Source organism: Streptacidiphilus rugosus AM-16, assembly GCF_000744655.1.
In the GTDB taxonomy this organism is placed as follows: Bacteria; Actinomycetota; Actinomycetes; order Streptomycetales; family Streptomycetaceae; genus Streptacidiphilus; species Streptacidiphilus rugosus.
In genome coordinates this window covers 2,140,882-2,156,375 of sequence record NZ_JQMJ01000004.1, presented here as the reverse complement: position 1 = coordinate 2,156,375, position 15,494 = coordinate 2,140,882, and the positions used below count along the sequence as shown (strand labels likewise).

General features: G+C 69.8%; 13 protein-coding genes. 4 read left to right on the top strand and 9 right to left on the bottom strand.

Annotated elements, in window-relative coordinates:
• Nucleotides 1–73 precede the first annotated feature (73 nt).
• From BS83_RS18895 to paaK, 4 genes are all read right to left on the bottom strand, one after another.
• Nucleotides 74–2,293, bottom strand: a complete 2,220-nt coding sequence (locus BS83_RS18895; protein ID WP_051943320.1) for a 3-hydroxyacyl-CoA dehydrogenase NAD-binding domain-containing protein — start codon at nucleotides 2,291–2,293, stop codon at nucleotides 74–76.
• Between the two features lie 127 nt (nucleotides 2,294–2,420).
• Nucleotides 2,421–3,635 (bottom strand): acetyl-CoA C-acetyltransferase, encoded by a 1,215-nt coding sequence (locus BS83_RS18890; protein ID WP_037604915.1) that lies wholly within the window; start codon nucleotides 3,633–3,635, stop codon nucleotides 2,421–2,423.
• A 269-nt stretch (nucleotides 3,636–3,904) separates the two neighbouring features.
• A complete protein-coding gene (locus BS83_RS18885) occupies nucleotides 3,905–5,053 on the bottom strand; it encodes a CaiB/BaiF CoA transferase family protein (protein ID WP_198035260.1) in 1,149 nt (382 codons plus the stop codon).
• A gap of 252 nt (nucleotides 5,054–5,305) precedes the next feature.
• Entirely contained in the window at nucleotides 5,306–6,667 is a 1,362-nt protein-coding gene (paaK, locus tag BS83_RS18880) for a phenylacetate--CoA ligase PaaK (RefSeq protein ID WP_037604914.1), read from the bottom strand.
• Nucleotides 6,668–6,825: 158 nt separating this feature from the next.
• On the opposite strand from paaK, the gene BS83_RS18875 reads away from it, so the two are divergent.
• The 3 genes from BS83_RS18875 to BS83_RS41930 all read left to right on the top strand — a co-directional run bounded on the left by BS83_RS18875 (nucleotide 6,826) and on the right by BS83_RS41930 (nucleotide 8,966).
• Complete coding sequence (locus tag BS83_RS18875; protein ID WP_157597232.1) at nucleotides 6,826–7,086, top strand: hypothetical protein; 261 nt, start codon at nucleotides 6,826–6,828, stop codon at nucleotides 7,084–7,086.
• Between the two features lie 16 nt (nucleotides 7,087–7,102).
• Nucleotides 7,103–7,426 (top strand): ArsR/SmtB family transcription factor, encoded by a 324-nt coding sequence (locus BS83_RS18870; RefSeq protein WP_037609367.1) that lies wholly within the window; start codon nucleotides 7,103–7,105, stop codon nucleotides 7,424–7,426.
• Between the two features lie 259 nt (nucleotides 7,427–7,685).
• A complete protein-coding gene (locus tag BS83_RS41930) occupies nucleotides 7,686–8,966 on the top strand; it encodes an HNH endonuclease signature motif containing protein (RefSeq protein WP_198035259.1) in 1,281 nt (426 codons plus the stop codon).
• A 64-nt stretch (nucleotides 8,967–9,030) separates the two neighbouring features.
• On the opposite strand, the gene BS83_RS18860 is transcribed toward BS83_RS41930, so the two are convergent.
• Nucleotides 9,031–9,681 (bottom strand): alpha-ketoglutarate-dependent dioxygenase AlkB, encoded by a 651-nt coding sequence (locus BS83_RS18860; protein ID WP_037604912.1) that lies wholly within the window; start codon nucleotides 9,679–9,681, stop codon nucleotides 9,031–9,033.
• A gap of 140 nt (nucleotides 9,682–9,821) precedes the next feature.
• Between BS83_RS18860 and BS83_RS18855 the strand changes: the two genes are divergently transcribed.
• A complete protein-coding gene (locus BS83_RS18855) occupies nucleotides 9,822–11,471 on the top strand; it encodes an MDR family MFS transporter (protein WP_408641016.1) in 1,650 nt (549 codons plus the stop codon).
• Here BS83_RS18855 and BS83_RS18850 read toward each other — a convergent pair.
• The 4 genes from BS83_RS18850 to BS83_RS18840 all read right to left on the bottom strand — a co-directional run bounded on the left by BS83_RS18850 (nucleotide 11,464) and on the right by BS83_RS18840 (nucleotide 15,479).
• The gene (locus BS83_RS18850) at nucleotides 11,464–12,651 is read right to left on the bottom strand and encodes a PP2C family protein-serine/threonine phosphatase (protein WP_051943316.1); all 1,188 of its coding nucleotides are present in this window, start codon (nucleotides 12,649–12,651) and stop codon (nucleotides 11,464–11,466) included. The two genes, BS83_RS18855 and BS83_RS18850, sit on opposite strands and share 8 nt — an antisense overlap.
• Before the next feature lie 72 nt (nucleotides 12,652–12,723).
• The gene (locus BS83_RS42860; RefSeq protein WP_269664893.1) at nucleotides 12,724–13,800 is read right to left on the bottom strand and encodes a S8 family serine peptidase; all 1,077 of its coding nucleotides are present in this window, start codon (nucleotides 13,798–13,800) and stop codon (nucleotides 12,724–12,726) included.
• 102 nt (nucleotides 13,801–13,902) lie between these two features.
• Nucleotides 13,903–15,153: a WXG100 family type VII secretion target gene (locus tag BS83_RS45515; RefSeq protein ID WP_157597231.1), complete on the bottom strand. Its 1,251-nt coding sequence runs from the start codon at nucleotides 15,151–15,153 to the stop codon at nucleotides 13,903–13,905.
• Nucleotides 15,150–15,479: a hypothetical protein gene (locus tag BS83_RS18840; protein WP_157597230.1), complete on the bottom strand. Its 330-nt coding sequence runs from the start codon at nucleotides 15,477–15,479 to the stop codon at nucleotides 15,150–15,152. The genes BS83_RS45515 and BS83_RS18840 overlap by 4 nt, the downstream gene beginning before the upstream one ends.
• Nucleotides 15,480–15,494: the final 15 nt, after the last annotated feature.

The window sequence follows — 15,494 nt, the reverse complement described above, 5'->3', positions numbered from 1 at the left end:
CGGCGCCACGAGAACGCACCGGCGCCACGTGTACGCCTCGGCGCCCCGGGTGCGGAGCGCCGGTCGGCTCGGGTCAGTCGGTGAGGGTCTCGCCGCTCCCGGCCTTCGCGACGAGCAGCGCCGGCGGCTCGAACCGCTCCCCGTACGCCGCCGCCAACTCCCGCGCCCGCGCCGTGAACCCGGCCGGGCCGCCCTCGTAGCCGTTGATGTACTGCAGCACGCCGCCGGTCCACCCGGGGAAGCCGATGCCCAGGATGCTGCCGATGTTCGCGTCCGCCACCGAGGTCAGTACGCCCTCCTCCAGGCAGCGGACGGTGTCCAGCGCCTCGGCGAACAGCATCCGCTCCTGCATGTCCTTGAACGGGACCGCGGCCGAGCCGTCGCCCTTCGCCGAGGTGAAGTGCTCGCGCAGCCCCGGCCAGAGGCCGGCGCGCTTGCCGTCCACGTACTCGTAGAAACCCGCCCCGCCGCTGCGTCCGGGCCGGCCGAACTCGTCGAGCATCCGGTCCAGCACCGTGTCGGCCGGGTGCGGCGTCCAGGTGCGCCCCTCGGCCTCGACGGCGCGGCGCGACTCGTCGCGGATCTTGCGCGGCAGGGTCAGCGTCAGCTCGTCCATCAGCGACAGCACCTTCGCCGGGTAACCGGCCTGCGCGGCGGCCTGCTCGACCGAGGAGGGGTCGACGCCCTCGCCGACCATCGCGACACCCTCGTTGATGAACTGTCCGATGACGCGGGAGGTGAAGAAGCCGCGCGAGTCGTTGACCACGATCGGCGTCTTGTTGATCTGCCGCACCAGGTCGAAGGCGCGGGCCAGCGCCTCGTCACCGGTCCGCTCGCCCTTGATGATCTCGACCAGCGGCATCTTGTCGACCGGCGAGAAGAAGTGCAGTCCGATGAAGTCCTCGGGTCGCTTCACGCCCTCGGCGAGCTGGGTGATCGGGAGGGTGGAGGTGTTGGAGCAGAGCAGCGCGTCCGGCGCCAGCACGTCCTGGATCTCCGCGAAGACCTGGTGCTTCAACTCGGTGTTCTCGAACACCGCCTCGATGACGGCGTCGCAGCCCGCCAGGTCCGCCGGGTCGGCGGTCGGCGTGATCAGGGCGAGCAGCGCGTCGCGCTTGGCCTCGGTGGTGCGGCCGCGCGAGAGCGCCTTGTCCAGCAGGCCGGCCGAGTAGGCCTTGCCGTGCTCCGCAGCCTCCTGGCTCACGTCCTTGAGGACCACCTGGATCCCGGCCTTGGCACAGGAGTAGGCGATGCCCGCGCCCATCATGCCCGCGCCGAGCACGGCGACCTTGGCCACCGTACGGGCCGGGACGTCGGCCGGCCGGTTCGCGCCGGCGTTGACGGCCTGGAGGTCGAAGAAGAAGGCCTGGATCATGTTCTTGGCGGTCTGGCCGGTCGCCAGCTCGGTGAAGTAGCGGCCCTCGATCACGAACGCCGTGTCGATGTCGACCTGCGCCGACTCGACGGCCGTCGCCAGGATGTTGCGCGGGGCCGGGTAGGGGGCTCCCTGCAGGGTCTTCGCCAGGTTGGCGGGGAAGGCCGGGAGGTTGGCCGCGAAGGCCGGGTTGCTCGGCGTCCCGCCGGGGATCTTGTAGCCCTTCACGTCCCAGGGCTGTTGCGAACTCGGGTTCGCGTCGATGAACGCCCGAGCCTTCGCCAGCATCTCGTCGCGGTCGGCGGCGAGTTCGTGCACCAGGCCGACCTCGAGCGCCTGGGCCGGGCGGTACTGCCGGCCTTGCAGCAGCACCTTCAGCAGCGCGTCGGCGATCCCGAGCAGGCGCACCGTGCGCACCACGCCGCCACCGCCCGGCAGCAGACCGAGCGTCACCTCGGGCAGGCCGATCTTGGCCGCCGGGTTGTCGAGCGCCACGCGGTGGTGGCAGGCCAGCGCGATCTCCAGTCCGCCGCCGAGCGCCGCGCCGTTGACGGCGGCGACCACCGGGACGCCGAGGGTCTCAAGCGCGCGCAGGTTCCGCTTGATGCCCATCGAGCCCTCGAAGAACTCCTGTGCGTCCTCGGGCCGGATCGAGCTGAGCAGGCGCAGGTCGCCGCCGGCGAAGAAGGTCTTCTTGGCCGAGGTGACGATCACGCCGCGCAGTTCCCCGGCGTCCCTGAGCGTGGTCAGCCGCGCGACGGCGTCGGCGAGGGAGGCGGTGAAGGCGGGCGTCATCGTGTTGACGGCCTGGGAGGGGTCGTCGAGCACCAGGGTGACGACGCCGTCGGCGTCCTGCTCCCAGCGGATGGTGCCCGTGGGGTTGTTCGGGTCGGTGGTGCCGTGGGTCTGGCTGGTCATGTCTGTGTGTCTCCTGAATGCGGGAGCGGCGGGGGAGTCGAGGGCGCGGAACGCCGGGGCCGGACGGTCGGACGCGAGCCCGGACACGAGCCCGGACGCGCGGCCGGAGGCGCGGTCGGACGCGCGGTCAGAGGCGCTCGATGATCGTCGCGATGCCCATGCCGCCGCCGACGCACAGCGTGATCAGCCCGCGACGCAGGTCACGCCGCTCCAGCTCGTCCAGCACGGTGCCGAGCAGCATCGCGCCGGTCGCGCCCAGCGGGTGGCCGAGCGCGATCGCACCGCCGTTGACGTTGACCTTGGCGTGGTCGAAGCCGAGGTCCCGCATGAAGCGCAGGGCCACACCCGCGAACGCCTCGTTGATCTCGACCAGGTCGATGTCGTCGGGGGTCAGCCCCGCCTTGGCCAGCGCCTTGCGGGTGGCCGGCGCGGGGCCGGTCAGCATGATCGTCGGGTCCGCCCCGGACACCGCCGCGGAGACGATCCGCGCCCGCGGGGTCAATCCGTAGCGTGCGCCGATCTCCGCGTTGCCGATCGCCACCAGCGCCGCGCCGTCCACGATGCCGGAGGAGTTGCCCGCGTGGTGGACGTGGTCGATCTTCTCCACCCAGTGGTACTTCTGCAGCGCCACCGCGTCGAAGCCGCCGAGTTCGCCGATCGTCGCGAAGGACGGCTTGAGGCCGGCCAGCGACTCGACGGTGGTGCCAGGGCGGATGAACTCGTCGCGGTCCAGCACCACGATCCCGTTGCGGTCCCTGACCGGCACGACGGAGCGCTCGAAGCGCCCCTCCTTCTGCGCCTCTGCGGCCCGCGCCTGCGACTCCGCCGCGAAGGCGTCCACGTCCGTGCGCGAGTAGCCCTCGATGGTGGCGATCAGGTCCGCGCCGACGCCCTGTGGCACGAAGCCGGTCTCGAAGCTGGTCATCGGGTCCATCGCCCACGCGCCGCCGTCGCTGCCCATGGGCACTCGCGACATCGACTCCACGCCGCCCGCCAGGATCAGGTCCTCCCAGCCCGAACGGACCTTGGCGGCGGCGATGTTCACCGCCTCCAGACCGGACGCGCAGAAGCGGTTCTCCTGCACGCCGGCCACCGTCTCCGGCAGCCCGGCGGCGATGGCCGCGACCTTGGCGATGTCCGAGCCCTGATCGCCGAGCGGACTGACCACGCCGAGCACGACGTCGTCGATCGCCGCCGGGTCGAGGTCGGGGAAGCGCCGCCGCAGCTCGTGGATCAGGCCGACGACCAGGTCGATCGGCTTGGTGCCGTGCAGCGAACCGGTGGCCTTGCCTCGGCCGCGCGGGGTGCGGATCGCGTCATAGACGAATGCTTCGGTGGTCACGCTGACTGCCTGCTTTCTGGCGGGATGTGGTGCGGAGCGGGAGCGGGTCTGTTGCCCTCGTGCGGAGGGAGCTTCGGGGATCGTGTGGAGTGTGGTCGGAGTTCGCGGGGAGCCGTCTGCACCCGTCTGGAACCGTCTGACGCGGGGTGCTGTGAGTCCTGAGGAATCCTGTGGTCCTGAGGTTCTGTGGTCCTCTGGTCCTGTCGGGAGTGGCGTGGGCGGCGGCGGGGGAGTCGCCGCGGCTTCGAGCATCTCGGGCCGGGCTCGGGTCAGGAGCCGGTTCCGGTCGTGCCCTCCAGTAGCTCGGGGACGTCCCAGTCCGTGGCGACCGCGGCGCGGTGAGCGTCGGGTCGTGCGGGCGGCCGGGGCGTCGCGGTGGGCGTGCCGGAGAAGCGGGGAGCCGGGTTCGGCTGCAGCACGCCGTCGTGGCTCTCATAGCTGCCGCGCGCGGCGAGGTGCGGGTGCGCGGCGGCCTCGTGCAGGTTCAGCACCGGCGCGACGCAGGCGTCCGTGCCCTCGAACACAGCCTGCCACTGGGCGAGCGTGCGGGTCGCGAACCGCTCGCTGATCAGCGCGCGCAGTTCGTCCCAGCGCCCGAAGTCGCGCTGCCCCGGCGCGTCGGCGGGGAGTTCGAGCAGCTTGGCGAACTCGGCGTAGAACTGCGGTTCCAGGGCCCCGACGGCCATGTGACGACCGTCGGCCGTGCCGTAGACGGCGTAGAAGGGGGCGCCGCCGTCGATCATGTTGACGCCGCGCCGGTCCTGCCAGCGCCCGCCGGCCATGAACCCCCAGAGCACGGAGGTCAGGTGCGCCGCGCCGTCGACGATCGCCGCGTCGACCACTTGGCCGAGACCCGTGGCCCTCGCGTGGTGCAGGGCGGCGAGGAGCCCGACCACGAGGTAGAGCGAGCCGCCCGCGTAGTCGCCCACCAGGTTGACCGGGATGGCCGGCGCGGCGTCTGCCGAGCCGACCAGGCCGAGGACCCCGGCCGTCGCGATGTACGCGACGTCGTGTCCGGCCGCCTGGGCCAGCGGCCCTTCCTGCCCCCAGCCGGTCATTCGGCCGTAGACGAGGGCCGGGTTCCGCGCCAGGCAGTGCGCGGGCCCGACCCCGAGCCGTTCGGCGACGCCGGGCCGGAAGCCCTCGATCAGCAGGTCGGCGCGCGCCGCGAGGTCGAGGACGCGGGACGACCCCTCGGGCGACTTCAGGTCGAGGACCACGCTGCGCTTGCTGCGGTTGGTGACGTCCAGGGCGGGGTCCCCACTCAGCACCGACCCCCCGGGCCGGTCCACCCGCACGACGTCCGCGCCCAGGTCGGCCAGCAACATGGCCGCGAACGGCCCCGGTCCGAGCCCGGCCAGTTCCAGCACCCGCACCCCGGCGAGCGGACCGGACGCGGCTGCGGTGTTGTCGGGCATCGGGCCTCCACGGCGTGGGTTTGACAGGGATGCTGTCACAGTGCCGATGCTATGGAGTTGACTCGTCAGTAACAAGAGCGCACGGGCGATTCCTGCCGCGCGACCCCCTGCGGGCCCCGCGACAGGCCTCCCGTGCGCTCATCTCGTGGCCTGGACCTGCCGGCTACGACTTCCCGGCCCGGACTTCCCAGCCCGGAGTTCCTGGTTCCTGCTTCTTGGGCCCGACTCCTGGGCTCCGAAGTCCTTCGGCTCTCACTTCTCCCGGAGGTCGACCACCCGACGGATCTTGCCTACCGAGCGCTCGAGCGTCTCCGGATCCACGACGGCCACCTCGACGGTGATCCCGACGCCGTCCTTCACCCCACGGGCGATCGCCGCGGCGGCCGCCTCGCGCTCGCCGCTGCTCGCGTCCGGACGGGCTTCCACCTCGACCGCCATCCGGTCGAGCCGCCCGCTCCGGGTCAGTCGCAGCTGGAAGTGCGGCGCCACGGCGGGCGTGCGGAGCACGATCTCCTCGATCTGGGTCGGGAAGACGTTGACACCCCGCAGGATGATCATGTCGTCGCAGCGGCCGGTGATCTTCTCCATCCGGCGGAAGGACGGCCGGGCCGTCCCCGGCAGCAACCGCGTCAGGTCGCGGGTCCGGTACCGGATGATGGGCAGCGCCTGCTTGGTCAGCGAGGTGAAGACCAGTTCGCCGGTCTCGCCGTTCTCGCCCTGCGGGAGCAGCGCGTCGGTGACCGGGTCGACGATCTCGGGGTAGAAATAGTCCTCCCAGATGTGCAGCCCGTCCTTGGTCTCCACGCACTCCTGCGCCACACCGGGGCCGATCACCTCCGAGAGTCCGTAGATGTCCACGGCGTCGATGTCGAGCCGCTCTTCGATCTCCTGCCGCATCGCCTCCGTCCACGGCTCTGCGCCGAAGATCCCGACCCGGAGGGAGGTGCTGCGTGGGTCGATGCCCTGGCGCTCGAACTCGTCGAGGAGCGTCAGCATGTAGGAGGGGGTGACCATGATGATCTCGGGTCGGAAGTCCTGGATGATCTGCACCTGGCGTGCCGTCATCCCGCCGGACGCCGGAATCACCGTGCAGCCCGCGCGCTCCGCGCCGTAGTGCGCCCCGAGCCCGCCGGTGAAGAGGCCGTAGCCGTAGGAGATGTGCACCTTGTGCCCGGGCCGCCCGCCCGCCGCGCGGATCGAGCGGGCCACGACGTCCGCCCACATGTTCAGGTCGTCCTCGGTGTACCCGACGACGGTGGGCTGTCCGGTCGTCCCGCTGGACGCGTGAATCCGGCGCACCTGGTCCATCGGGACGGCGAACATCCCGAAGGGGTAGCAGGAGCGCAGGTCGGCCTTGGTCGTGAAGGGGTAGCGGGCCAGATCGTCCAGGCTGCGGCAGTCGTCGGGCGTGACGCCGGCCGCGTCGAACTTGCGGCGGTACAGCTCGACGTTGTCGTAGGCGTGCCGAAGCGTCCATCGCAGGGCCGTGAGCTGGTGCTCGCGCAGTTCGACCGGGCTCATCCGTTCCCCGGCGTCGAGGAGTTCGCTCGGCGGGCCGGCGGGGGCGGCGGCGTCGACCGGGGCGGTGCTGGACGGGGGAACGGGAACGGGCATGCGCGGGGCTCCTGCCTACCGAATGTTCGGTCGATAGTGCGTCGCGGGGAAGGCGGGTGTCAAGGAAGTGGGCATATGTCCATGAATTGAAGAACTATTCAATTCCTGCGATGGTGGCAGCTGAGGGGGCTTCGGGGGGAGACTCCGAGGAGGTCGCGGTGGACCAGAACGAACAGCTGCTGCTCAAGCAGGTCGCCGATGCTCGCGCCGCGCTGGCCGAGGCAGTCGCCGCGCAGGATCCGGTCGGGCTCTCCCGCGCGCTGGACGAGCTGGAAGAGGCCCTGCGCCAGGCTCGCGAGGGCGGCGCGGACGCGCCGTCGGACGCTGCTGTGGCTGGGACTGAATCTGGGACTGAATCCACCACCACCTCCTCATCCTCCGGCTCCACCTCAGGCTCTCCGGTGTCGGCCGGCGAGTGACGGAGGGATGATCCGGGTGCAGGTCCCGCTCTGCCAGGCGAAGGCGGACTTCTTCCGGATGCTCGGGCATCCGGTCCGCATCCGAGTCCTCGAACTCCTTCAGGACGGTCCGATGCCGGTCCGCGACCTGCTGGCCCAGATCGACGTGGAACGCTCCAACCTCTCGCAGCAACTCGCGGTGTTGCGCCGCTCCGGCCTGGTGGACTCCGTTCGCGAGGGTGACACGGTGGTCTACTCCCTGGCCGGCGCCGACGTCGCCGAACTCCTGCGCGCGGCCCGCGGCATCCTCGCGGAGTTGCAAGCCGACGACGGGCCGGAGCGCGTCCTGGCTCGGCGTTAAATCGAACAGAATGACTAACTCGTTCGTGTTCGGAAGATAGTCACGACGGGCCATGGTGGCGGGGTGGGCGGGGATTGATAATTGTTCTATGGACGCCTCGATGTTCGGGGGCGGGTGTGAAGACGGAGATGCGTCCATGGGTGAGGTGTTTTCTGCCTCGCTGGGGGACGTGTTCCGTGCGGATCCCCTGACCCCCTCAAGCTCCCGCCAGGCCCGGGCTGCGAGCACGGAGCCGCTGCGGACCCTGCCCTCTTCCTGCATGACGTTCTTGGCCGCGCTCGCGGCGGAGGACGACGACGCCCTGTGTGCGGCCGGTGCCCCGTTTCAGGCCGAGCAGCTTCTGGCGCTGGTGCGGTTCGAGGAGATGGTGGGGGCGGAGCTCGCACGTCGGGTGGCGGTGTTCGACCGCACGGGTGCGGTGGCCGCCACCCGTTCGCGGACGGCGAAGGGGTTCCTGCAGACGCACGGGCAGTTGAGTGACCGGGCGGCGAAGCAGCTCGTCGAGCGCGCCCGTCGCCTGGACACCCTGCGCACCGTCCGCACCGCCCTCACCGACGGGGAACTCTCCGCCAGCCAGGCGGAGGTCATCGCCCACGAGATCACCGACGTGGAAGACCCCCAGGCCCGGGAGCAGGCCGAAGAACTCCTGGTCGGGCAGGCCAAGACCCTGCACCTCGGTCAGTTGAAGCAGGCCGCCCGGCAGGTCCGCGCCCATCTGGTGGAGGAGCAGGAGCCGCAGGCGAAGGACGCCCCGGCGCTGTTCCGCTCCACCGCGAGGCTGTCGCAGACCGGCACGTCGGATGACCCGTTCTGGGTCCTGACCGCCGAACTGTCGGCGGTGGCGGGGGAGAAGCTGCGTGTGGCGCTGGAGGCGGCGATGGGCACCCCGGTGGAGGGGGAGACCCGGACGCATCCGGAGCGGATGGGCGACGCCCTGGAGGCGGTGGCCGACCTCGCGCTCGGGTGCGACAAGCTGCCCACCACGGGTGGTCAGCGGCCCCACTTCACCGTGATCGCGGATCTGGACGCGCTGCGGGAGGAGTGCCCCGCCCACCCCACCTTCGACGGGGACGACGACCCCGAAGGGTCCCCGGCCGACGATGATGTGTCGGGGTTGCTGCACCCGGTGGGTGTCGCCACCAGCACGCGGGGGTCCCATCTTCCGCGGTGGCAGGCCCGTAAGGAGTCCTGCGACTGCCGGCTCCGGGTGATCCTCACCAAGGGCCAGGGCAAGCCGGTTTCCATCGGCCGCGCCACCCGGACCGTGCCCGCGCACCTGCGGGACGCGGTCATCGCCCGGGACCGGCACTGCGTCTGGTCCGGCTGCACAAGGCCGCCCACCTGGTGCGAGGCCCACCACCTGACCCACTGGGCCGACGGCGGCCACACCAGCCTCGACAACCTCGCCCTGCTCTGCGGGGAACACCACACCGACCTCCACCACACCGGCTGGGAGTTGGAGATGACCAACGGCAGGCCCAGGGCGGTGCCGCCCCCGGACACACCCCCACCCCCCAACACCCGCTACCCCAACCGGTAGCCACAACCCCACAACGTGCCGATGAGCCGCCCACCCGGCGGCCCATCGGCACGCCCACGTGCGGTTACCGGACGCCCCGAGGGCGGAACTGGATGCTGATGCGGGGGCCGACGGCGCGGGCCGTCTTCGGGATGGCGTGCTCCCAGGTGCGCTGGCAGGAGCCACCCATCACGATGAGGTCGCCGTGGCCCAGTTGCTGGCGCACCGTCGTACCCGAGGCCCCCGCTTCGGGGCGTGGCCGCAGGAGCAGGGCTCGGGGTTCTCCGACCGACAGGATCGCCACCATGGTGTCCTCGGTCTTGCCGCGTCCGATGGTGTCGCCGTGCCAGGCGACGCTGTCGCGGCCGTCGCGGTAGTAGCAGAGTCCGAGGGTCGCGAAGGACTCGCCGAGTTCGGCGCCGTAGTGGGCGCTCAGCATCTCCCGGGCGTCCCTGAGCAGCGGGTCCGGGAGGCGGTCCTCCTCGTCGTAGAACGCGAGCAGGCGGGGGACGTCCACGACCCGGTCGTACATCTTGCGGCGCTCCGCATGCCACGGCACCTGCGTCGCCAGCCGTTCGAACAGCGTGTCCGCACCCGTCAGCCAGCCGGGGAGCAGGTCGATCCACGCGCCGGCGCCCAGGTCGATGCGCTCGGGGGCGAAGTGCTGGAGGGGGCGCAGTCGTACGTCTTCGGCCTCGTCGAACAGGGAGGCCTGCAGTGGTGTGGTGAGGGCCATGGGACGAGCCTACTCCTCTAATCGAACAAACAAGCGAGCAACTCGCCGAGCCAAGGTTGCTAGTTGCGTTTAGCAACCAACTATGTATAGTTGTGTTAAGCAATTAATCGGGACCTGATGATGACGAAGGAACGTGGCTGATGTCCCAGCAACCTGTGCAGGCCCGGCACGCGGCCAAGCGCCCGATCGTGGGCGACGGCGAGCCGATGAGCCATCGGCAGATCATGGAGGCCCTGACCGGCCTGCTGCTCGGACTCTTCGTCGCGATCCTGTCCTCGACGATCGTGTCGAACGCCCTGCCCACGATCATCTCCGATCTGCACGCAAGCCAGACCGCCTACACCTGGGTCATCACCGCCACGCTGCTGGCGCTCACCGTCTCGACCCCGATCTGGGGCAAGCTCGCCGACCTCGTCAGCAAGAAGCTGCTGGTCCAGCTCGGCCTGGTGATCTACGTCGTCGGTTCCTGCATCGCCGGCCTCTCCCACAGTGCGGGGATGCTCATCTCCGCCCGAGTCATCCAGGGCATCGGCGCGGGCGGGATGACCGCCCTGACGCAGACGATCATGGCGACGATGATCTCCCCGCGTGAGCGCGGCCGGTACTCCGGCTACCTCGGCGGCGTCTTCGCGCTCGGCACGATCGGTGGCCCGCTGATCGGCGGCGCGATCGTCGACACCTCCTGGCTCGGCTGGCGCTGGTGCTTCTACGTCGGGGTTCCGTTCGCCGTCGTCGCTCTGATCGTGCTGCAGAAGACCCTGAACCTGCCCGTCACGAAGCGTCGCGTCCGAGTGGACTGGCTGGGCACCACGCTGGTGACGGCAGCCGTGTCGCTGGTGCTGGTGTGGGTCTCGTTCGCGGGTGACAAGTACGCGTGGATGTCGTGGCAGACCGGCGCGATGGTCGGCGGAGCCGTGTTGCTGGGCGTTCTCTTCCTCGTCGCCGAGGCGCGGGCCGCAGAGCCGATCATCCCGATGCACCTGTTCCGCCAGCGGACCATCTCGCTCGCGGTGGTCGCGAGCCTGTTCATCGGTGTGGCGATGTACTCGACCACCACCTTCCTCAGCCAGTACTTCCAGCTGGCCCGCGACAACTCGCCGACGATGGCGGGCGTCATGACGCTCCCCATGATTCTCGGCCTGGCCGTCGTCTCGCTCGTCTCCGGGCGCGTGATCACCCGAACGGGGCGCTGGAAGGCGATCCTCGTTCTCGGCGCGCTGCTCACGGCCGCCGGACTCTTCCTGATGGGCACGGTCCGCTCGGACACGGACTACTGGCTGCTCGCGGTCTACATGTTCCTGATCGGCTCCGGGCTGGGCATGACGATGCAGAACCTGGTGCTCTCGGTGCAGAACCAGGTCCGGCGGGAGGAACTGGGCGCGGCGAGCGCCGTCGTCGCCTTCATGCGGACCCTCGGCGGCGCGGTCGGCGTCTCCGCGCTCGGGTCGATCATGTCGACCAAGGTCATTCGCTACACCGCGGACGGCCTCTCCGCGATCGGCGTGCACTCCGCCGGCAACAGCGGAAGCCTGCCGAAGCTGTCGGCGCTTCCCGTGCCGGTCCGCAGCGTGGTGGAGGCGGCCTTCGGCCACGGCGTGGCGGACGTCTTCCTCTACGGCGCGCCGTTCGCCCTGGCGGCGGTCGTGGCGATCCTCTTCGTCAAGGAGGTCCCGCTGCGCACCACGACAGGAGCGCCCATCGCGGCCTCGGCCGCGTCGTCGACGAGGCCGGTGGCGGTGGAGGCCGAAGCCACCCCGGCTCAGCTCGCCGCAGCCGACTCGGTCAGCTGACCGTTCGGTCCTCGGCCGTGCCCTTGTCCGGGCCCCGCGCGGGAAGCGGGGCCCGGACGATCGCGATCATCGCGGCGTCGTCCTGGAGCGGGCCGCTGACATAGTGGCGCAGGTCCTCGGTCAGTCGATTCAGCAGCCCCTCGGGCCCCTCCTCCGGCGGGGTCGGACGCGTCGCGAGCACCTCGATCCGCTCCATCAGCGGGTAGAACTCTCCGTCCGGATTCCGGGCCTCGATCAATCCGTCCGTGTAGAGCAGCAGCATGTCCCCCGGTTCGAACGGGAACTCGGCGAGCGGAAAGGGCTCGTCGCCCGCTCCGAGGCCCAGTCCGAGCGGGGGGCTCTGCTCGGGCACCTCCAGGGCGGTGGCCCGTCCCGCGTGCAGCAGCAGGGGATGTGGGTGCCCGCAGTTGATGAGGCGGAGAAGGGGGAGTTCGTCGAGGATGTCGACGATGGCGGCGGTCACGAACCGTTCCCCCGCGTCGGCCTCGGCGGTTCCGTTGGTGGTGGCGAGCTCGGCCAGGCCCCAGGTGACGCTGTCGTCGAGGGAGGCGGCGAGCTCGGGAAGTGGGGCTTGGCGGTGAGCGGCGGCATGAAAGGCGCCGAGCAGCAGCGCCGCGTCACCGAGGGTCGCCAGGCCTTTGCCGCGGACGTCACCGATCACGAGTCGGGTGCTCGCGTGCGTTCGGGCGGCGGCGTAGAGGTCGCCGCCGATCCGGGCGTCCCTGGTGGCGGCGTGGTAGGCGGAGGCGATGCGCAGCGGGCCGGCGCGGGTGGGGAGCGGTCGTAGCAGGACCTGCTGGGCGGCCTCGGAGACGGATTTCACCCGTTCGAGCTCGACGATGCGGCGCTCGCGGAGGTGGACGAAGACGACGACGAACGCGCCGATGGCGACCAGGGAGGCGATCTGCACCTGGAGGTTCTCGGTGGTGATCACTCCGCGCGAGATGCCGATCGCCACGAGGGTGGCGACGGCGAGCGTGCCGATGGCGGCGGTCGCGCGGGCGCTGCCGAAAGAGGCGGTGATGGCCGGCGCCACGACGAGCAGCGGGCCGAGGTGGATGTCGGCGGGGGCGATGATGTCGGTCAGGGCGATGAGCACCATCAGCGCGATGGGGAGAAGCAGCAGAACCCGACTCGTCCGCACCGGCCTCGCCTTGCGGGACGGAGCACGGTCCTGCATGGCCCCGCTCCTCTCCCGCGCTGCGGACTACCGGGTTCCATGCCACGCCACGCTGCGCCCATCCGCAACCGCTCACCGGGCGCCCCGCGCCCGCCTCCTCCACCACCACACGCCCGCGCCAACTATCCCCACCACCGCGACCGCCACCCCTCCGACGACCACCCCACCGCCCCCTCCGCCCCCGACCGGCCTCACCCCAGCCACCTGCCGCCCCTCGGGCGCCACCCCAGCAGCCGTGGCACTGACCGCTGCCTGCGGCAGCGGACCTGCGGCGGGCCCGGCAGGAATGTCGAAGGTCAGCGCCGCGTCCGGCCGGATGATCCCGTAGCCGTAGTGATCGTCATGAGCCTTCCCCGTGGGGTTCATGGCGGACTTGATCATCCGATTCACCACCTGCCCAGCGGTCAACCTCGGAAACGCCGCCCGCACGAGCGCCGCCTCCGCGGACACATACGCCGCAGCATCACTCGTCCCGTCGGAAAGCCGATACTCGGTGTCACTGTGCGCCCCCGCGGCCACGATGTTGACGCCGGGGGCAGTCAGAGTGAGCTGCGGTCCGTAGTTGGATTGGGGCCACACTTGCCCGTCGGCGTCGACTGCGCCTACGGATACGACTCCAGGGTATGCGGCCGGCCATTCCAGGCGATCTGATCCTCTATTTCCGGCACTGGCAACCAATACAACGTCGTGAGTACGCGCATAGGAAATTGCATCCGCATCTCCTTCGACTGATGCCGGGCCAGCAAAGGACATGTTGATCACCTTTGCGTCATGGTCAACAGCATATCTGATTGCGCGGGCTTCTTTGCTGTCGGCAGTAGTGCCGATGTCGATGGCAATGGGCAGGATTTGCACACCGGGCGATAGGCCAAGGATCCCATCGCTGTGCTTGTCGCCGTGGCCGTGTCCGCAGATGAGACTGGCCATGCCAGTTCCGTGACCGTATTTGTCATGGTCCTTGGGCTCTGAGTCGTTTGTCATGTAATCGAATCCGTTGGCGACCTTTCCGAATAGGTCGACATGAGAAGATCGGATGCCGCTATCGATGACAGCCACCAAAACTCCCTGGCCGTTTGAGTGGGGCCAGACCCTGTTTTGGGCGTTGAATACTCTTAGTGGCCACTGTGCATCCCGTACGGAGTCTGCCATCACGGGGTCGGATCCTGCGATGGCGATGATGATTGAACAGGGGAGGGCTACCTTGAATGCTTGCCGCCTGATGTTCAAGAGAGTTCCCAGTTTGATCGATTCCTATTCAATGACGGCGGGGTTGCAGGCGGAAGTCGGAATCCAGGTTTCTTCGGATTCCGCTAGCCAGTTAGGTCGAGGGCGACGTCGGCGCCGTAGCGAACCCATGGTTGCTGCTGGAGCAGGAACCGGGGTTCCCCCAATGGTTGCGGGAGTTGGAGTGTCGGATGCTCCTGAGCCATGCGCCGTTGACCAGTTGGAGGGGATTATTTCATTGCTCATGCTTTCGGGGGTCTCCAATTGAACCTCGGCCTGATGAGTATCGAGGGAGCGGCGTCCCGTAATCTCTAGGTTTCCCGGGAGTTTCGGGGTGTCTTTTCTGTTCGGGGTGCTGGTGCGCTCGTATGAGGGATTATAAACTTCAGGGTTGGTGGCCCGTGAGTCCGCGTTGGGATTGGCGGGCACTGCGGGCGGCGGCGCGAATGAAGCAAATTGATTCGACGCATTCGCGCTCGGCGGAAACTTCAGATCCCCGGAGGGCTCGCGGAATGAAATTGGTTGGGCGAGATCCTTTTCTCCTTCGAGTGCGGCGACCGCCCCAATGCCGCTCGTTCCCGATGGCGGGCGCTCATTGGTGCCGCTCCTCGGTTCATTTCCCATGCGACTCGCGCTAGCCATGCTCGCCCCGCCGTGATTTTCGCCCGGGGTCGTTTGCTTGCCAATCCTGCTGCTGGCGTGGACGGGCGCTGAGCTGAGTTTAGAGGCTGGTCGCTGCTGAGACTGAGGGGGAGGTGGGAAGACCCCACGGTCTGTGTCCGCCCGATATTCCACTGGACGGCCGATCATCTCGCCCGCCGCGCGGTATCGCTCCTCCAGGCGGTCCATTACCGCCGCCGCCTCCCGTTGGCGCTGCAGCATCAGGGGTGACGGTTCGCCGCAGGTGCCCGTTGCGGCGCAGGTAGCGGCTTGTTCGAGGGGGTCGGGGTCGGGGGGCATCGTGGATTGGGCGGTGCGGAGGGCGTCCGCGGCACAGGAGACGCCGGAGGAGGCGTTGAAGGCGTAGGCCGCGCCGTTGCCGAGGGAGCGGTGGAGTTCGTCGGCGCGGGAGGTGAAGGCGTCGGCGGCGGAGCCGGTCCAGTGGTCCGTGGCGGCGAGGGTGTGGTGGAGGAGGTCGTCCTGCGCCTGGCGGAGCGCGTCGTGGATCGCGGACCACCTCGACGCCACCGCGTCGAGCCCGCCCGCGTTGGCGTCGGCGATCATCGCCCGCAGGGCGCCCAGCGGCGTCCCGGCGAACGGGCCGTGGCCGCTGCTCACGCGCCGCCGGCCGAGGAGAACAGGTCCTGGCGGGTCCGCAGTTCCTGCTCCGTGTACGCCTCCGCGGCCTGCTTGGTCTGGCTGCCGTAGCGCTCGATGAAGCCCTGGAGCTCCCCGATCGTCGACTCCAGCCAGTCCCGCATCTCGTCGTGCTTGTCGGACAGGGCCGCCGCGCCGGCGAAGCCGCGACCGAGTATCCCCGTCGGGATCGCCGTGTCGTAGCGGGCGCTCGCCCGCGGGGTGTCCAAGCTGTCTGCGAGGCAGCGCAGTTGGCGGACCGTTGACTGCAGTGCATCGATGTTGACGCTGTATCCGGCTCCAGGCATGGTGGCGCGCACCCC